Genomic DNA, 18,889 nt, shown 5'->3' on the forward strand with positions numbered 1-18,889 from the left:
ACCAGCCGGGTCCCTGAGGCTCCGTGTGGAATGCTGGCACTCGCAGTCCCATCGCATCTCACGGAGGTTGCCGTTCCATGGCCCTGATCCATCCGCGCAGCCTGGAGCGCTGGCAGGAGTGGCGCAGTTCGCGGCGTCGCGCCATCGGCATCCATCGCGCCGTGCCCCCGCGGTTGCGCCGCGCCGCCGGATCGGGCGAGTCGGCCCTGCCGAGCGGCTACGTGCTGCACACCCGTGCCGGGGACGGCTCGGCCCCCGTCCTGCTGGGCGTGGACACCACCTCGGACACCACCCGCGGCGGACTGCTGGTGGCGCTGACCTACCTGCACGGCACCGCCGCGGTGCTCACGCCCGCCGGGCTGGAGCTGCCCGAGCTGACCGGCCCCGACTGGGACCACCGCCGCCTCGACGACCCCCGCCCCGCTCTCGGCGAGCTCGGCGTCTCCTCGGCGCTCACGCTCGGCTGGCACCGGGACGTCGGCCGCCTGGTCCACGAGTGGGCGCTGGCCGCCGACGTCCCCAGCGCCGTCGTCCAGCACGACGTGCTGTCCCCGTTCGCGCCCCCGCTGCCGCCCCACACCACCTTCCTGGCCTGGTCCGCGGCCGACGGCGACTTCCAGCGCGCCGGACGGGACGACGTCGAGGTGCGGGTGGTCGGGTCCCAGCGCCTGTGGCAGGCCGGCCACGAAGAACCTGGGGGCTCCGGGGTCCGCGGGGACCGGCCCGTTTTCCTGGGCCAGCTCGCCTCCATCGAACTGCCCCGGCGGTACACGTTCGGCGCCGCCCACTCCTACTGCCGCTTCACCGACGCGCTCTACCAGCCGGGAGATGAGGAGACCGACCGCTTCTCCCGCGCCGCGCACGCGCTGCTGCGCCGCCGCGGCGTCGACCTCCAGGTCCCCCCGCTGCCGGTGGCCGATCAGGAACGGCCCGTGGTGGCCGTGTACTCCGCCGACGTCCTCGAGGCCGCCGTGCGCGGCCTGCCCGCCTGGGTGCACGGTCCGCGGATGCCGACCTGGATCCACGAGCAGTGGGAGCGATACGGGATGCGCCGCACCGGCGCGGAGCCCACCCCGGCCCCACCGCAGGACGCCGACGAGCCCGCCCGCCTGATCGCCCAGATCCTCGAGGGCACTGCGTGAGCATGCTCGCGCTCGACGGGCATCTGCAGCACTACTCCTGGGGATCGACCACGGCCCTGCCGCAGTTCCTGGGCCGCGAGAGCGACGGCAGGGCATGGGCCGAGGTCTGGTTCGGAGCACACCCGCTCGCGCCCGCCACCGCGCCCGGGGGGCGCCGCCTGGACGACGTGATCGCCGCCGATCCCGCCCGGATGCTGGGGGCCGACGTCGGCCGCGCCTTCGGCGACCGTCTGCCCTACCTGCTGAAGGTGATCGCGCCGGAGCGCCCGCTGTCGCTGCAGGTCCACCCCACCCGCGAGCACGCCGCGGAGTCCTTCGCCGCCGAGAACGCCGCCGGCCTCGCCCTGGACTCCCCGCTGCGCACCTACCGCGACGCCAACCACAAGCCGGAGATGCTCATCGCCCTGACCCGATTCACGGCGCTGTGCGGGTTCCGCACCCCGCGCCGGGCGGCCGTCATCCTGGAGGGCCTGGGCACCGACCTCACCGACCGCCTCCACCGCCTGCTGGTCGACAACCCCACCGCGCACGGGATGCGGGCCGCCTTCCGCACCCTGGTCTCCACCTCGATGCGGCCGACGGCCCAGGCGGTGGGCGAGGTGGTCGAGGCGTGCCGGGCCCGCACCCGTGCAGGCACCTCGCCCTCACCGCGCATCGACCGCTTCGTCTCGCTGCTGGCCGAGGATCATCCCGGGGACCCCGGCGTGGTCGCCGCGCTGCTGCTGAACCCCGTCACCCTGGACGCAGGGGAGGCGATGTACGTGCCCGCGGGCGCGCTGCACGCCTACATCCACGGCATGGGCCTGGAGGTGATGGCCGCCAGCGACAACGTGCTGCGCGCCGGCCTGACGCCGAAGAAGGTCGACGCCGACGAGGTGCTCCAGTGCGTCAGCGTCACCGCCGCCCCGCCGCTGCGGGTCGCCCCCGAGCGGCAGTCGGCGACCTCCATCGCCTACTACGCCCCGGTCGACGACTTCGAGCTCGCCCTGACCGAGCTCCCGGGCACGGCCGAGTCCGGGGAGAGCATGGCATCCGGGGCGCCCGAAGCGACCGGGGCTTCCGGGGCGACCGGGGCGCCGGAGGGGTCCGGGGACGAGCCGGTGCGGATCCCGGGCAGCGGGCCGCGGATCGTGCTGGGCCTGGAGGGGGAGATGACGTTGAGCACGGGATCGGGCACCCACGCCCTGGCCGCCGGGCAGGCCGTCTTCGTGCCGGCCGCCGAGGGGACCCTGCGCGCCCACGGGCACGGACGGTTCGCCCAGGCCAGCGTTCCCTGAGCCGGCATCGCGCCGGAGCCCGCACGGCACCGGAGCCCGTCCCGCACCCGAGCCGGCACCTCCCAGGGGCGGCACTTCCCAGGGGCGGCGCGTCCCCGAGCCGGCACCTCGCCGCAGCCGGCTGCCCGCGCGGCGGGTCATTCCGCCGGGGTCGGCAGCTCCCCGTCCTCCTGCGCGCTGCGCAGCTCCGTGCGGATGTCCTCGACGAACTCGATGACCGCGCTGCCGCCGCTGACCGGCCCGCCGGCGAGGAGTCCGTCGGCCCCCAGCAGCACCGCCGCGGGCGCCCCGCGTCCGCCGAGGGCCTCCCGCGCGCTGAACTGCAGATCGTGCAGGGCGTGCGCGCCCACCCGATCGAGGGTCCGCTCACGCAGCTGGTCCAGGGGTCGGGAGAGCACCGGTCGGACCTGGAGGAAGCCCGAGAGCTCCTCGATCCAGGCCGGGACCTCGTCGAGCACGCGCTCGCAGGGGCCGCAGCCCTCGCTGACGAACACCAGCAGCACCGCCTGCTGGGCGCTGAGCTGTCGCAGGGTGACCAGCGTCCCGCCCGGACGCTGCAGCACGCCCGCCGGGATCGCGGTGCGCTCGTAGTCCAGGATCTCCTCCTCGCCCTCGAGCTCCTCGACGTCCGCGGAGCTCCCCGGGGTGGTGGCGACTGGCCCCGAGGCGGTGGCCGACGAGGTCGACGGGGCACCCGCGGTCGCGGAGGTCGACGCCGTGCTCGCCGCTGACGACGTCCCGATCGCCAGCGCCGTCAGGGCCACGGTCACCAGCAGCACACCGCCGTAGGTCACCAGGGTCAGGGGATGCTGGACCAGGGCCAGGGTCATCTGCCCGGACCCGGCGGCGAGGACCCCCAGCACCGCCAGGATCGACAGCAGGATGTTGCGGGCGAGCGTCGTGCGCGAGACGGTCGGCGAGGCCAGCGTGCCGAAGCAGGAGCACTCCACCGCCTCCTCCCAGGTCAGGGCCCGGGCGATGATCCCGAGGTAGCCGAACATCAGCGCCGCGGTGAGCACCGTGACGACGACCTGCAGCGGCACCAGCGGCACCCACACCACCAGCGCCAGCACGATCTCCGCCGCCGGCAGCACCGAGGCGATGACGGGGTGGAGCGGCCGCAGGGGCAGCCGCAGGGACGTCATCGCGTCCTCGGTGCCCTGCCGTGCCCCGAGCTTCGCCAGTCCGGAGAACAGCAGCGTCAGGGTCAGCAGGATCGGTGCCGCGATCAGCACGCTCATCGTCGAATCACTCCCTCGTCGGCCCGGCCGCGGGCCGTCATCGCCTCCATTGTCCGGGATCGGGGCGGGCTGTGCGACGACGCCCCCGGGCGGCACTCGGACGCCGCCCGGGCGCCGCCCGGGAACGGGTCCTACCCTGGGGCCATGCCGACCGACGCGAACACCCCAGCTCTGCCCGCCCCCGAGCACGGCGATGGAGCGGAGAGCGCGATGCGCACCGCGATCACCGCCGACGTCGCCGCGCTGCGTGCCTCCTTCGACGCCGGCACCACCCGCGATGTGAGCGCCCGCCTCGCCCAGCTGGAGGCCCTGCGCACCGGTCTGCGCCGCGAGCACCGGCGTCTGACCAGGGCGCTCGCCCAGGACCTGGGCAAGAACGGCACCGAGGCCGCGATCACCGAGATCGGCGTGGTCACCCAGGAGATCGCGCACGTGCGGCGGCACCTGCGCTCCTGGCTGCACCCGTCGTCGCTGTCCCTGGGTCCGCTGCTGGCCCCGTCCTCGGCTCACGTGCGCCGCGAACCGCTCGGCCTCGCGCTGATCATCGCGCCGTGGAACTACCCGCTGAACCTCACGCTCGCCCCGCTGGTCGCGGCGATCGCCGGCGGCAACACCGTGATCGTCAAACCCAGCGAGGTGGCACCGGCGACCTCCGCCGCGCTGACGCACCTCCTGCGCACCTGGCTCGATCCCGGCTGGGTGCGGGTGGTCGAGGGCGCGGTCGAGGAGACCACGGTCCTGCTCCAGCAGCGCTTCGACCTCATCTTCTACACGGGCAGCGCCGCCGTCGGCCGGATCGTGGCGCGGGCGGCCGCCGAGCACCTCACCCCGACGGTGCTCGAGCTGGGCGGGAAGTCCCCGGTGTTCGTCGACGAGGGGGTGGACCTCGCCGTCGCCGCGCGCCGCATCGTGTGGGGGAAGTTCACCAACACCGGGCAGACCTGCGTCGCGCCCGACTACCTGATGGCCACCCCGTCCACTCTCGAGAAGCTCGTCCCGCACCTGCGCCGGGCCGCGCGGGAGATGTACGGCAGGGATCCGCGGCGCAGCCGGGACTACGGGCGCATGGTCGACCTCAAGCACTTCGAGCGGGTGCGGGGTCTGATCGACGACGAGAAGACCGTCCTCGGCGGCACCGAGGAGGCGGACCGCGAGGAGCGCTATCTCCCGCCGACGATCATGACCGGGGTCCGCTGGGAGGACCCGGTGATGGCCGAGGAGATCTTCGGGCCCGTGCTCCCGCTGCTCGCCGTCGACGGACCCGACGAGGCGATCGCGCGCATCCGCGAGCGGGAGAAACCGCTGACCGCCTACGTGTTCACCGACCGGGCGGCGATCGAGGAGCGCTTCGCGACCGAGACCTCCTCCGGCTCGCTCGCCGTGGGCTTGACCCTCGCCCACGTCGGCACCCCGACGATGCCGTTCGGCGGGGTGGGAGGGTCCGGGACCGGCGCCTACCACGGCCGCGTCGGCGTCGAGACGTTCACCCACGCCAAGCCCATCGTCCGCAAGGCGCTCACCCCGGACACCCTGCGGATCATCTACCCGCCGTACACCCGGGCGAAGCGGGCGCTGCTGACGCGGCTGTTCCGCTGAGCACGCGACCGTTCTGCTGAGCGCGGCCGTTCCGCCGGAGCAGCCGCTCCGCGGGCGCGGTCCGCCCCGGCGCCGCGGGCCGCATCATCCACAATCAGAGCTCCGGCACCGCATCGACGGGCCGGCGACGATATCGTCATCACTGACCCGGCGACGGCCGACGGATCGAAGGAGCACTCGAACGTGACGCAACCGCCCTCTGGCCCTCCCCAGCATCCCGGCGCCCAGCCGCCCGGATCCGGCCCCGGGGGCGGCCTGCCGTCCTTCGGCCCGCCGCCACCGACCGGCCCGCCCACCGGCGGCCCGCCACCGTCCGGTCCTCCACCGTCGTTCGCCGGGCCACCATCCGGCGGGCCTCCCTCGGGCGGCGTCCCTTCCGGTCCGGGATCGCCTGCGGGCCCGAGCGGCCCGGGTGGGCCGGGCGGGCCGCCGCCGTCGGGCCCGCCCGGACGCCCCGGCGACCCGAATCTCATCAACGGCGCCACGTCCCACGGGATCATGGGTCGCAAGGCGATCCGCCACCCGGGAGAGCTCCCGCTGCTGTGGACGGGCGTGGTGCTGACGATCCTCGCCTACATCGGCTGGACGGTTCTCATGCTCTCCACCGTCGTCCTGCGGGTCACCGAGGGCCAGCAGACGGTCGACAGCCTCTGGCGGTACGTCGGGATCCTGCCCTTCGTCATCCAGCTGGTGCTGATCCTGCCGCTGTTCCCGGTGCTGGTGTGGTGGGCCCGCGCGATGATGTATGCGCGCAAGCGGGCGATGTCGGTGCGCATGAGCCCCACGCAGTTCCCGGAGGGGTACCGGATGGTGGTCGAGGCCGCCCAGCAGTTCGGGATGCGCCGGGTCCCCGATGCGTACGTGCAGATGGGCAACGGCGTGGTCAACGCCTTCGCCTCGGGGCACGGCTTCCGCCGCTTCGTCGTCATCAACTCCGATCTGTTCGAGGTCGGCGGCCAGAGCCGTGATCCGGAGGCGCTGCGCTTCGTGATCTCCCACGAGGTGGGGCACCTCGCCGCCGGCCACGTCTCCTACTTCCGTCTCGTGTTCACCAACGTCATCTCGATGATCCCGATCCTCGGCCCCGCCTTCTCCCGCTCCCAGGAGTACACCGCGGACAACTTCGGATACAGCATCGCCGCCCCCGGGGCACCCGGCGTGATGGGGCTGCTCTCCGGCGGCAAGTACCTGGGCGCCGAGGTGAACGTCAACGAGCTCGCCGACCGTGCGGCGACCGACCCGAGCTTCTTCATCCACTGGGCGAACTGGACCGCCTCCCACCCGGTGACCACCTGGCGCGCTCACGCGCTGAGGGACCGCTCCAAGCCCGGGTCCCTGTGGATCCGGCCCTCCGGGGCGCTCTACACCTCGCCGCTGCCCCCGGGCCACGTGTGGTCCTCGCGATTCCCCACGCCGGGCGACGCGCTGGCGATGCTCGAGGCCGCCGACCGGGTGCGCCCCGCCGGCGCCTCCGGGCAGTTCGGTCGCTTCTCCGGGATCGACTACTCGGAGCGGCCTCCGCTGCGCGCGATCCAGACCTCTGCGCCGCTGCTGTCGCAGCGCACCACCTACGCCATCCCCGCCGGCCCGTACCGGGACGATGCCCGCGGATCGCAGGCCGGCGGTGGGGAGAGCCCCTTCGCCCCGCCGGGGCAGCAGGGACCGCCGGCACAGCCGCCGCGGGGCTGACCCCGCGCCGGCGCTGATCCTCGGCGGGTCCTCGGCCGATCCTCGGCTCGGGTCCGCCCGGGGCCGGCGCGCGCCCGGCTGCTGCCCGTCCGGCCCGGCTGTCCTACCGGTCACCCGGGGGCCGACAAACCTGCATCTGATGCATATCCTGCCGGGGTGATACCCGATCCCAGCGCACCGGCTCCTCCGGTGCGTCGCAAGCCCCTGCTCGCCGTCCTCCTCGCCCCGCTGTTCATGGCCCTGATCGCCGTGAGCGTCATCAACGTGGCGCTGACGGCCATCGGCGAGAGCCTCGACGCGGACTCCGGCGGCCTGCAATGGGTGATCTCCGGGTACGCGCTGGCTTTCGGGATGCTGCTGGTCCCCGCCGGGCGGACCGGCGATGCCACCGGGCGCCGCCGCATGTTCGTCATCGGCGTCGGCGTGTTCACGCTGGGCTCGCTGCTCAGCGGCCTCGCCCCCACCGTCGAGACCCTCAACCTCGCCCGCATCCTGCAGGGCGTCGGCTCCGGCCTGTTCAACCCGCAGACCGTCGCCCTGATCCAGCAGCACTTCCGTGGGCATGAGCGGGCCCGTGCCTTCGCCCTGCTGGCCACCACGGCCGCGGTCGCCACCGCCGCCGGACCCGTCTTCGGCGGCCTGCTGATCGAGATCCTCGGGCCGGACCAGGGATGGCGCTGGATCTTCCTGATGAACATCCCGATCGGGCTGGTCGCCATCGTCGGCGCCTTCCGGTTCATCCCCGATGACAAGGCCCGCGGCCGGACCCGCCCCGACCTCGACCCGATCGGCACGATCCTGCTGTGCCTGGCGATCCTCGGCGTCATGCTGCCCTTCCTCGAGCGCGGCGGCGGCGCCCTGGTGTGGCTGTCCTTCCCCGTCGGGCTGGCCGTGCTGGGCGGGTGGTGGGTGTGGGAGCAGCGCTACAAGCGCTCCGGCCGGCCCCCGATGGTGGACACCGCGATCTTCTCCAATCACGCCTTCCGCAACGGCATCCTCATCGTCTCGGTGTACTTCCTCGGCGTCACCAGCGTGTGGATCATCGTGCCGCTGTACCTGCAGATGCACCTGCAGCACACCGCCTTCGAGGCCTCGCTGATGGGTGTGCCCTCCTCGATCGCGGCGGCGATCTCCTCGCAGATCGCCGGGCGGTACGTGCTCACCCTGGGCCGACGCATGGTGATCATCGGCTTCGCGATCGCCTTCTGCGGTCTGGGCGGCACCGCGCTGCTGGCCGGGTTCGTGGAGAACGAGGTGGTCGCCTTCTGGTGGCTGGCCGCGCCGCTGACGCTGATGGGTCTCAGCCAGGGCATGACCATCTCGCCGAACCAGACCCTCACCCTGAACTCGGTCGATCCCCGCTTCGGCGGCGTCGCCGGGGGGATCCTGCAGCTGGGCCAGCGCACCGGTGCCGCTGTCGGAACGGCGATGATCCCCGGTATCATCTTCTCCCTCACCGAAGGCGGGCACGCCTGGTTCGAGGCCTTCGTCATCGCGATCGCGATCATCATGGCGCTGACGCTGGCGGCGATGGCCGTGAGCTTCGCAGATCGTGCCCGCGAGAAGGCGAACCCGGGGGCGCTGTAGCCCCTCGACCCAGGAGCGTGCCACGTGGATGCGCGGGAGCAGGACCGCAGGCGGCGCCGCGTTCCCGCACGCGCCGAGGGCCGATCGCTCGAGGCGGGCTGGGGCGAGGACCCCGATCCGGCCATCGCCCCGTCGGCGAACCGGCATCCCCCGGGTGGGGCGGCAGGGGGTGAGGCAGCAGGAGGTGAGGCAGCGGTCCCCGCCGGGGACGTGGCCGCTGCGACCAGCAGGGCTCCGGACTCGGCCGACGGGCCTCCGGACCGGGCGGGACCTGCGCCGAGGCGGCACCCCCGCACCATCCGGTGGCGTCGGACGGCCGGGACCATCGCCGCGCTCCTGCTGGTCGGGGTGCTGGCCGTCGGCCTGCCGCGACTGCTGCCCAACGGTGAGGGCCCGGAGCAGGTGGCCGAGGACTTCCTCCAGGACCTGGTCGACGGCGACATCGACCAGGTCCGCGAGCACGTGCAGGACAGCCCGGACACCAGCGACGCCGCGCTCACGGCAGAGATCCTGCAATCGGCGGCGGATCGGGTGCGTGATGCCGAGGTCGCGCACATCCAGCGCGGATCCGGGACGGCGGAGGTCACGGTCCGCCTGGCCAACGGTGAGGAGACGATCGAGACGACGCTGATGCTCCGGGCCGACTCCACCAGCGCCTTCGCGCCGGTCAGCTGGGAGCTCCAGGCGGTGGAGGTCCCCGAGGTGCGGGTGCACCTGCCCCTCGGGATCGAGGACTTCACGATCAACGGCATCTCGCTGACCGCTCGGGAGTCCTACACCTCCTTCGACGGCGTCGAACGTGCGCTGCTGGTCCAGCTCCTGCCCGGTACCTATGAGTTCGCGCTCCCGGAGGCGGGCCCGTGGCGGGAGTCCCAGGTGATCACCGTCGAGATCCCGCCCGTCCTGGGCAGCTGGACCGGATTCGCCGACCTCGGCTACGACCTCAGCGAGGCCGGGCACGAGGAGGTCCGCCGACAGGTCGACGAGCACTTGGGCAGCTGTGAGGCCAGCACCTCGCCGGCTCCGCACCGGTGCCCCTTCCGGCTGCCGGAGGTCTCGGACGCCCGGGCCGGCGATCCGTCGCTCCAGGGGACGTGGGACGTCCGGGTGCCCCCTGAGGTCGAGGTGCAGCCCAGTTCGGCGATGCTGTGGTCGGTGGCCGGGGTTCCCGGGAGGGCCGCGTTCACCCCCGCGACCGCGGCAGGGTCCTCCGCGGTGCAGCTCGTCCCCGTCGAGGTGCGCGGGTTCGTCCATCTCGCCTTCGACGGGGATCTGGGGGTGGTGCTGCGACCGGACGAGTCCGTCACCATCACGCTGTGCACGGATCCCGACACGAGGGAGCCCACCGGGTTCGTCCACGTGGAGAACGGCGCGATGACCACCGCACGGGAAGCGTGCCGCGGATGACCCCGTCTCCGCGGACTCCCTCTCCGCTGCCCCTGTCGTCGCTGCCCCCGTCCCCTCGTGCTCCCGTCCCGGGGCGGTCATGAGCCCGCGGCGCCCCTCCGGGGCCGGGAGGACCATCCCGATGGGCTGGGATCAGCAGGACCCCGCCGGGGGTGCCGGTGGTGGGCTTCGCGGGGAGCCGACGGGGGAGGACGCGCTCCGCGACGGGCCGGCGGCCGAGGGCGCACGCCCGGGCGCGCCGGAGGGGCAGCGCCCGGCCCGCGGCGGCCGACGTCGGCTGGTCGGGATCCTCGGCGCCGTCGTCCTGGTGCTCGCCCTGGTGCTGGTGGTGCCGCGAGTGCTGACGACGGAGGACGGCCCCGACACGGCGGCTCGCGCGTTCCTCGACGCTCTGGTCGCCGGCGACGCCGCCGTGCTCCGTCAGCACCTCGAGCATCCGGGCGACGCCACGGACCTCGCCCTGAGGGACGAGATCCTGCAGGCCGCCGAGAACCGCGTCACCTCCTACGCGATCGAGGACGTCGAGCGCGACGGGGAGGGTGCGAGGGTCACCGCGCTGCTCGACGACGGCCACGAGCAGCGCCCGCTGACCTTGACCCTCCATGCGGTGGCCGGCAGCTCCTTCGCCCCGGTGAGCTGGCAGCTGGACCGGATCGCGGTGCCGGAGATGGAGGTGTCCCTGCCGTTCGGCACCGAGCAGATCATCATCAACGGGGTGCTGGTCACGCTGGAGGAGGACGTGGCCAAGGTGACCTTCCACCTGCCCACCGTCGCCCTGCAGCTGCTGCCCGGCACCTACGAGATCACGCTGCCGGGCGCCGGGCCGCTGCTCGAGGCGATCAGCAGCGAGATCACCGTGCCGCTGTACCTGGGCCACAGCCGCTCCACGGCCACCCCCGTGCACTACGAGCTCAGCGAGACGGGGCGGGCCGTGGCCGCCGGTCAGCTCGAGGACCTGCTCGCCGACTGCGCCCGCGCCACCACGGCGCGCCCCGAGGACTGTCCCTTCGCGGCACCGTCGGCGGATGATTCCTGGCCGCGGCAGCCGGTCCGGGGCACCTGGGCGCTGACCGCCATGCCGGAGGTGACGACCAGCGCCTGGCAGTTCGGCCTGTGGAGCGTCTCCGGCAGCGGGGGCGTCGCCGAGTTCACGCCCGCAGGCCCGGAGTCCGAGAGCGAGCAGGTGCCCTTCGCGGTCGAGGCGTTCACGCAGGTGCTGCCCGACGACTCCCTCCGCACGGACCTGGTCGATCCGCCCGGCAGCTTCACCGTGGTGGTCTGCTCGACCCCGATGGACGTCGGCGGCATGCCGCAGTACGTCGCGGTCGATCCCGACGCCCAGCTCGACTGCGAGGACGGCAGGTGAGGGCTCTCAGGAGGCGGCGTCGACGTCTTCGGTCGTCCCGGTCGTCCCGGTCGTCTCTGTCGTCCCGATCGTCTCCGTCGTCTCGGCCGATGGCACCGGGGCGTCGCCGGCGTCGGCCGGATTGCGGCGGATGAACAGCGCGATCACGACGGTCAGCACGGCGAGGGCGGCGGAGATCGTGAACGCCACCGAGGTGCCGTCGGAGATCCCCTGAGCTTCCGTGCCGCCGCCGGCCATGGTCAGGCCGGAGACCCGTGCCATGATCGAGACCAGCAGGGCGGCGCCGGCGGCGCCGGCCACCTGCTGCACGGTGCCGACGATCGCCGAGCCGTGCGGGTACAGGCGCCGGGGCAGCGAGCCCAGCGCGGTGGTCATCAGCGGCGTGAACACGAAGGCCAGTCCCAGCGACATCACCACGTGGCCGAGCACGATCAGCCATGCCTGATCCGGCACCCGGGACATGATCCCGATGCCGACCACCACGGCGGACAGCCCGGGCACCAGCAGCGGTCGCGGCCCGACCTTGTCGAACAGTCGGCCCACCAGCGGGGCCAGCAGCCCCATCGCGAGCCCGCCGGGCAGCATCATCAGTCCCACCGACAGGGTGGACAGCTCCAGCACCCGCTGGAGGAAGATCGGCAGCAGCACGACCACGCCGAACATCGCGCCCATCATGACCACCATCAGCGCGACCGCGACCGTGAAGTTCCGCAGGGCGAAGGTGCGCAGGTCCAGCAGCGGCCGGTCGGCCTTCTGCAGGGTCAGCTGGCGCCGCACGAACAGCGTCAGCGAGACCACGCCGATGAGCAGGCACACGATCGCGGCGGTGGGTGCGGAGCCCGAGGCGGCGTCGGCCGCTCCGGAGCCGCCCTGACCGCCGGAGATGCCGGTCAGGCCGTACACCAAGGTGCCGAAGCCGAGTCCGGACAGCACCACGGAGACCGGATCGGCGCTCTGGGCGTTCCCGTCGCTGACGTTCTCGATGCGGCGCAGCCCGAAGATCAGCGCGAACACCGCGATCGGCAGCACCAGCAGGAACAGCGCCCGCCACGGGGCGACGGACAGCACCAGCCCCGAGATCGTCGGCCCCAGGGCCGGCGCCACCGAGATGACGATGGAGATGTTGCCCATCACCAGGCCGTGCTTCGCCGGCGGCACCAGGTTCATCACCGTGGTCATCAGCAGCGGCATCATGATCGCGGTGCCGGAGGCCTGCACGATGCGGCCCAGCAGCAGCGGCAGGAAGGTGGGGGAGAGGGCGCAGATCAGCGTGCCGACGGTGAACGTCGTCATCGCGAGCGTGAACACCTGCCGGGTGGACATTCGCCCCATCAGGTACCCGGTGATCGGGATGATCACGGCCATGGTGAGCATGAACCCGGTGGTCAGCCACTGTGCGGTGGTCTCGGTCAGGTCCAGGTCGTCCATGATCGGCGGCAGCGCGACCGACAGGATCGTCTCGTTGAGGATCACCACGAACGCGCTGACCAGCAGCAGGATGATGACGCTGCGGTCGCGCGGGGCGATGGCACCGGCGGTGTGGGCCGGCGCGGGGGCGCCCGGCTCGCGGGTGCGGGGCGGTGGGGTCGTCTCGGCGGGGGTCGTCCCGGTGTGCTCGGAGTCGGGGGTGTTGTTGTGCACCGGAGAACAGTAGGCATCGCGGGCAGCGCGTGGCTAGGGGATTTCGGGCCGCCCGCGGCCCGTTCACCGTGGGCGCAGGGCGTCGTGAGCGACGAGGAGGGCACTGCGGCGCGCAGAGCGCGAGACGGTCCGGGCGCGGGCGGGGGACACTGGACGCTGCCAGCCATGACCATCGCGTCGCAGGACCACGAGAGAAGGAGATCAGCATGAGCACGGACTTCACGGGACAGATCGCCGTCGTCACCGGTGCGGCCGCCGGGATCGGCCAGGCCATCGCCACCCATCTCGCCGAGTGCGGCGCCCGGATCGCCGGCGTCGACATCGCCCCCACCCTCGCCGACGCGGTCGCCGAACTGCCCGGTGAGGGCCACCTCGCCGTCAGCGCGAACATCGCCGACGCCACCGAGGCCTCCGCCGCGATCTCCCGCGTCGAAGCCGAGCTCGGCACCCCGCGGATCCTCGTCAACTCCGCCGGCATCGGGCGCTTCGCCCCCGGCGAGGATCTCGCCGAGAAGGACTGGGGCTCCACCCTGGCCGTGAACCTCTCCGGCAGCTTCTTCATGGCCCAGGCCGCCGGACGGGTGATGCTGAAGTCCGGTTACGGACGCATCGTCACCATCGCCTCCCAGGCCGCGGAGATCGGCCTGGCCGAGCACGCCGCCTACTCCGCCAGCAAGGCGGGCGTCCTGGGGTTCACCCGGGTGCTCGCCGTCGAGTGGGCGGGCCGCGGCGTCACGATCAACACCGTCTCCCCGACCATCGCCGATACCGCGCTGGCCCGCGAGATCTGGGTGGGGGAGAAGGGCGAGACCGCCCGTGCGATGATCCCTGCCGGACGCTTCGTGGCCCCCGAGGAGATCTCCTCCCTGGTCGGCTTCCTCGCGAGCGAGGAGTCCGCGATGATCACCGGCGAGGACGTCCGGATCGACGGCGGCCGCTCCGTGATCTGATGGACCGGCGCCCCGGCATGGGGCGTCGGATCCGCGCCGCGCCACGGGGCGTCCGACCTGCGCTTTGTAGGCAGTAATTCCGTGCGTGTCATTCGGCATTCGGTGATTCTTGGTAAAAGATTGACAAAATCTCGGGCCGGATGTGGTCTGCTCGCCTTCTGTCGCGGGTGCCGACGGGGCACAGTGAAGCCAGCCCAGAGCGGAAACGCAGGTCACGAGCCTGTAACGGGGGCGTCCGTCGTGCGCGACGAAATCGACGATCTCGTGCTCTCCGCGTCGTGACCATCCCTTTCCCCAGGAGTCCACAATGCCCGCACCCCGCCGCCTTCCCACCCACCGCGCCGACGGGAACGCCGTCTACTTCCGGTCGGTCACTGTTGCGCCGAAGGTGGCCGCCGCCACCGGCGGAGCCGTCGTCGCGGCCGGGCTGAGCGTCGCCGGCGCCGGGGTCGCCACCGCCGACTCCTCGGTGTGGGACCGCGTCGCCCAGTGCGAGTCCACCGGCAACTGGTCCATCAACAACGGCAACGGCTATTACGGCGGCCTGCAGTTCTCCTACAGCACCTGGAAAGCCTTCGGCGGCCAGGAGTACGCCAACACCGCCGACAACGCCACCAAGGCCGAGCAGATCGCTATCGCCCAGCGCACCCTGGACCGTCAGGGTCCCGGGGCCTGGCCGAACTGCGGCCCCAGCGCGGGTCTGACCAAGGCCAACGGCGGCGCCGACGCCAACGCCCAGCCCGCGGGCGGCAGCAGCGGGGGCGGCTCGAGCTCCTCCGAGTCCTCCGGCGACCTGGTGGTCGACGGCAAGTTCGGTCCGAAGACCGCCGCCGCCCTGCAGTCCTGGATCGGCGTGGGCGCGGACGGCTCGCTCTCGACCTCCGACGTCAAGGTCCTCCAGAGCAAGGTCGGTGCCGAGTCCGACGGCAAGATCGGCTCCGAGACCACTCGCAAGCTGCGCGCCGAGATCGGCCTGGGCGACAACGGCGTCTGGGACTTCCGCTCCAGCTACTCCACCGTCAAGGCGCTGCAGCAGCACCTCAACGGCAATCCCGCTGCTCCGAGCGCACCCAGCGGCGGCACCTCCGCCCCCTCCACCCAGGGCGACCTGGTGATCGACGGCAAGTTCGGCCCGAAGACCACGGCCGCCCTGCAGTCCTGGATCGGCGTGGGCGCGGACGGTTCGCTGTCCACCTCCGACGTCAAGGCTCTGCAGGCCAAGGTCGGCGCCGACGTCGACGGCAAGATCGGCTCCGAGACCACCGGCAAGCTGCGCCAGACCATCGGCCACAGCTACAACGGCGTGTGGGACTTCCGCGATTCCTACGGCACGGTCAAGGCGCTGCAGCAGTACCTCAACGCCCACTGATCCGCCGGCGACCCTGGTCGCCTCCGCCTCCTCCTCACCGACGCGTCGGCCCCTTCCGGGGTCGGCGCGTCGTGCTGTGTGGGAGGGGGCGATTGCCTCGACCCGCCGGCGCCTCGTCCGATAGCTGCGGCCGCACCGCCCGACCTGACTTGCACAGGTTTAGTGTGTCAGTGCGTCGAGGACGTGTCGGGCGTCGTCGGTGAGGTCGGGCTTCGCGGTGATCTGCTGCCTGGCCAGGGTGATCGTGACGTCCTGCAGCGGGCGGAGGGTCTGGATGATCTTTCGGATGCTGAACCCGGTCGTGTCTTGGAGGTAGCGGGCGATCGCCAGCGCGGTGAAGACGATGGTGAGGTGGGCTTCGATCGCGTCGCGCTGATGATGGAACATGGGTCTGGCCTGGAGGTCTGTCTTGCTCATTCGGAAGGACTGCTCCACGTGCCAGAGGTCGTGGTAGCTGGAGAGTACCTCCGGCGCGGCCATGGTGCTCGCGGGGATGTTGGTGACGTAGCCCTTCAGCCCGACCAGCTGCTTCGCCTTCTCCAGCGACTCCTCATCCAGCTTCTTGCCGGCCGTGGTGGATTTGATGAACCGGGTGCCCTTGACGGAGGCGTCGCCGGCGATCACGGCTCGGGCCCTGTTCTCCTGCTGGGTGAGGGTGTAGTTGTCGTGGACTGCGCGTTTGCGGGAGTAGGACCAGACCGCGCGCCAGTGCCCGGGATGCTCCTTCGCGTCCCAGACCGGCTCTTTGCGGCGTCGCTTCGTCTCGGTCTTGGTGGAGCCGTGCCGCGGGGTGATCGTGTCGATCAGCTGCCCATCGCTGAACGCGTCCCCGTTCCAGTGGAAGTGATTGGCCAGGTCACCGGGGGCTTTCTTCGGCCGTGAGCCGACGATGAACTTCAGCTCCGCTTCGGCCAGGGCGTTCAGGTTCGCCATCGAGAGCATCCCGGCGTCCGCGACGACGACCATGTCCGCCAGGTTGTGTCGCGCCTGGAACTGCTTGATGATCGGCACGATCGTGAGGGTCTCCGCCTTGTTGCCCTCGAAGCAGCCGATCTCCAGCGGGAACCCGTTCCGGTCCACCAGCAGGCCGACCACGATCTGGGGATCGACCCTGCGCTCCTTGCTGAAGCCGACTTTCCTCAGTTCATCTTCCTTCGGGGCTTCGAAGTAGAGCGTGGTGACGTCGTAGAGCACCAGGGAGATGTCGCCGCTGGTCGAGGCGTGTTTGAAGCACTTCGCGGCAATGCGGTCGCGGTACTCACGCTCGCCGCAGCGCTGGAGAGCGGCGTGGAAGGTGTTGCGGTGGACCGGCTGGACGCCGACATCGGCCAGGACGCGGCGGGAATCGCTCATCGAGGTCGGTTCGATCAGCCTCGCGGCGACGAGCTGGAAGAACGCCTCATCCTCGACGACATCGAAGCCGAGCGTGGACCAGGCCGAGCGGAGCGTCTCCACCAGCAGGCGAGAATGTTTCGACTGCACGACGGCCGCCTGTGGATCCTGGGAAAGGTCGAGGTCAAGAGCCCGTTGGCCGGCGTGGATCTTGTCCCTGCCGGCGCTCATCAACGCGGCGAGCTCCGCTTCGGTGCGTGCGGAGCCAAGATGCTCGAGGACCACGTCCCGACGGTTCTTCCGCTCGGCGATCTGCACGGCCGTCGCACCAGACGCCGTGGTCACCTTCCGCAGAAACACCATCCGGTTAGTGTGTCACTTCCACACTGCGCGAAGCGCTCACCAGCACGAACACGAGAGAATCTCCAGAATCGGCTCCTACCTGTGCAAGTCAGGTGGGAGGGGGCGATTGCCTCGACCCGCCGGCGCCTCGTCCGATAGCTGCGGCCGCACCGCCCGAGCCGGCCCCGGCGGAGACCTCTTCACATGTACGCAAAACGTGTATATAGTGACTAAACGGGAAAGACGGGTAAAACGGACATGACGGGCACGACTGAGGCCGCGACGATGCGGCGAAGCCGCCCGGGCCACCCCGACTCCCGGTGAGATCGATGTCGTGCGCACAAAGGGGTTCCCGTCGTGAGTCAGCAGGTTGTGAAGGTCGCCGGTCCTCCGATTCCTTTGGTCGGCACGCCCCGTCCGGTCCGCAGCACCGTCCGCCGAGGGTCGAGGGCGGACGACCGTCTCGTCACGGGCGTACTCGTGCTCGCCGATGCCGTCGTCATCGTCCTGGCCTGCCTGGTCGCCCTCGCCATCCGCCAGAACCTCGGGTTCCTCGGTGACGCACCGGGACTGACCGGGACCGTGGTGCGCAGCTCCCTGGTCATCGGCGCCGGGTGGATGCTGGCGATCGTGGTCTGCGGTGGGACCAACCCGCGTCTGGTCTCCAGCGGAGCGGAGATCTACCGCAACGTGATGACCGCGAGCGTCGGGGCGGTCGGCCTCGTCGGCGCGACTCTCTTCCTCGCCGACATCCAGCTCTCCCGCCCCTTCTTCGGCACGCTCTTCCTCGTCGGCACGGTTCTGCTGCTCCTGGTGCGCTTCTCAGTCCGGCGGGTGGTGAACCGGGCTCGCACCCGGGGTCTTCTGCGCTCACAGATGCTCGTGGTGGGCGCGACCGGGCACGTGAGGGGCATCGCGCGCACCCTGGCGCGGGAGACCTGGCTCGGCTACGACGTGGTCGGGGCGGTGACGCCGTTGCACGAACAGGTCGACGCCGAGCAGGCCGGGGTTCCCGTCCTCGGCGACGAGTCCCACCTGCTCTCTCTGGTGCGTGACCAGGAGCCCGACGTCGTCCTGTTCACCGCGGGATCCTCCGCCAGTGCGGAGGAGTTCCGGCGCATCGCCTGGGATCTCGAGGAGCTGGACGTGGACGTCATCGTGGTTCCCGGGGTCAGTGAGATCTCCGGCGATCGGATCCGCATGCGGCCGGTCGCCGGTCTCCCACTGGTGCACATGGACCTGCCGCGAGCTCGCAAGGCGCTGCGCTGGACCAAGCGCGCCTTCGATGTGGCCGCCAGTGCAGCGCTGCTGCTGGTGTTCTCCCCGGTCCTGGCCGCGATCGCGCTGAGCGTGTGGTGGGGCGACCGCGGCGGCGTCATCTTCCGCCAGGAGCGCGTGGGCCGCACGGGCGAGGGTTTCGAGTTCCTCAAATTCCGCTCCATGGTCCTTGACGCCGAGGCGCGTCTCGCGGAGCTCGAGAAGCTCGAGCGCGACAAGGGCAACACCGTGCTGTTCAAGATGGCCGACGACCCCCGCGTGACACGCGTGGGCAAGGTGCTGCGCCGCTACTCGCTGGATGAGCTGCCGCAGCTGTGGAACGTCCTGCGCGGCGACATGAGCCTGGTCGGCCCCCGTCCCGCGCTCCCGCGGGAGGTCAGCGGGTACGACGAGGACGCGAACCGGCGCCTGGCGGTCCGGCCCGGCATCACCGGGCTGTGGCAGGTCTCCGGCCGCAGCGACCTCTCCTGGGAGGACACCGTGCGACTGGACCTGTTCTACGTCGACAACTGGTCCTTCACCCAGGACCTGCTGATCCTCGTCCGCACCTTCCGGGCTGTGCTGGCCTCGCGCGGGGCGTACTGAGGACGGCGGCTGTACGGTCGAGACCCCGGGAGCATCTGATCGCTTCCGGGGTCTCGTGCTGTCGAGCTGACTGTGCAGGGTCGGCGC

The 18,889-nt window shown here is 71.7% G+C and carries 13 protein-coding genes; 10 read left to right on the forward strand and 3 right to left on the reverse strand.

Annotated elements, in window-relative coordinates:
• Nucleotides 1–77 precede the first annotated feature (77 nt).
• Together JOF44_RS14065 and manA are read left to right on the forward strand one after the other, a co-directional pair.
• Entirely contained in the window at nucleotides 78–1,142 is a 1,065-nt protein-coding gene (locus tag JOF44_RS14065) for a hypothetical protein (RefSeq protein WP_209892636.1), read from the forward strand.
• 2 nt (nucleotides 1,143–1,144) lie between these two features.
• A complete protein-coding gene (gene manA, locus JOF44_RS14070) occupies nucleotides 1,145–2,419 on the forward strand; it encodes a mannose-6-phosphate isomerase, class I (protein ID WP_209896034.1) in 1,275 nt (424 codons plus the stop codon).
• Nucleotides 2,420–2,556: 137 nt separating this feature from the next.
• On the opposite strand, the gene JOF44_RS14075 is transcribed toward manA, so the two are convergent.
• A complete protein-coding gene (locus JOF44_RS14075) occupies nucleotides 2,557–3,660 on the reverse strand; it encodes a TlpA family protein disulfide reductase (protein WP_209892638.1) in 1,104 nt (367 codons plus the stop codon).
• Between the two features lie 144 nt (nucleotides 3,661–3,804).
• On the opposite strand from JOF44_RS14075, the gene JOF44_RS14080 reads away from it, so the two are divergent.
• From JOF44_RS14080 to JOF44_RS14100, 5 genes are all read left to right on the forward strand, one after another.
• Complete coding sequence (locus tag JOF44_RS14080) at nucleotides 3,805–5,256, forward strand: aldehyde dehydrogenase family protein (protein ID WP_377785301.1); 1,452 nt, start codon at nucleotides 3,805–3,807, stop codon at nucleotides 5,254–5,256.
• A gap of 498 nt (nucleotides 5,257–5,754) precedes the next feature.
• On the forward strand, nucleotides 5,755–6,945 hold the full coding sequence (locus JOF44_RS14085; protein WP_209892641.1) for a M48 family metallopeptidase: 1,191 nt from the start codon (nucleotides 5,755–5,757) through the stop codon (nucleotides 6,943–6,945).
• Nucleotides 6,946–7,101: 156 nt separating this feature from the next.
• A complete protein-coding gene (locus JOF44_RS14090) occupies nucleotides 7,102–8,532 on the forward strand; it encodes an MFS transporter (RefSeq protein WP_209892644.1) in 1,431 nt (476 codons plus the stop codon).
• A 24-nt stretch (nucleotides 8,533–8,556) separates the two neighbouring features.
• Entirely contained in the window at nucleotides 8,557–9,939 is a 1,383-nt protein-coding gene (locus tag JOF44_RS14095) for a hypothetical protein (protein ID WP_209892647.1), read from the forward strand.
• A gap of 121 nt (nucleotides 9,940–10,060) precedes the next feature.
• Nucleotides 10,061–11,305 carry a hypothetical protein gene (locus tag JOF44_RS14100; protein ID WP_209892650.1) on the forward strand — a complete coding sequence of 415 codons (1,245 nt, stop codon included), beginning with the start codon at nucleotides 10,061–10,063 and terminating at the stop codon, nucleotides 11,303–11,305.
• 6 nt (nucleotides 11,306–11,311) lie between these two features.
• On the opposite strand, the gene JOF44_RS14105 is transcribed toward JOF44_RS14100, so the two are convergent.
• The gene (locus tag JOF44_RS14105) at nucleotides 11,312–12,946 is read right to left on the reverse strand and encodes an MDR family MFS transporter (protein WP_209892653.1); all 1,635 of its coding nucleotides are present in this window, start codon (nucleotides 12,944–12,946) and stop codon (nucleotides 11,312–11,314) included.
• Nucleotides 12,947–13,152: 206 nt separating this feature from the next.
• Between JOF44_RS14105 and JOF44_RS14110 the strand changes: the two genes are divergently transcribed.
• Both JOF44_RS14110 and JOF44_RS14115 read left to right on the forward strand, forming a co-directional pair.
• Nucleotides 13,153–13,896, forward strand: coding sequence for an SDR family oxidoreductase (locus JOF44_RS14110; RefSeq protein WP_209892656.1), 744 nt, complete (start codon nucleotides 13,153–13,155; stop codon nucleotides 13,894–13,896).
• Between the two features lie 307 nt (nucleotides 13,897–14,203).
• Entirely contained in the window at nucleotides 14,204–15,265 is a 1,062-nt protein-coding gene (locus JOF44_RS14115) for a transglycosylase family protein (protein WP_209892658.1), read from the forward strand.
• A gap of 159 nt (nucleotides 15,266–15,424) precedes the next feature.
• On the opposite strand, the gene JOF44_RS14120 is transcribed toward JOF44_RS14115, so the two are convergent.
• Nucleotides 15,425–16,960: an IS1634 family transposase gene (locus JOF44_RS14120; RefSeq protein ID WP_209892661.1), complete on the reverse strand. Its 1,536-nt coding sequence runs from the start codon at nucleotides 16,958–16,960 to the stop codon at nucleotides 15,425–15,427.
• A 336-nt stretch (nucleotides 16,961–17,296) separates the two neighbouring features.
• Here JOF44_RS14120 and JOF44_RS14125 point away from each other — a divergent pair, with 336 nt between their 5' ends.
• On the forward strand, nucleotides 17,297–18,802 hold the full coding sequence (locus JOF44_RS14125; protein ID WP_342591788.1) for a sugar transferase: 1,506 nt from the start codon (nucleotides 17,297–17,299) through the stop codon (nucleotides 18,800–18,802).
• The last annotated feature ends 87 nt before the right edge of the window (nucleotides 18,803–18,889 follow it).

Origin of the sequence: Brachybacterium fresconis (assembly GCF_017876515.1) — a bacterium.
GTDB lineage: Bacteria > Actinomycetota > Actinomycetes > Actinomycetales > Dermabacteraceae > Brachybacterium > Brachybacterium fresconis.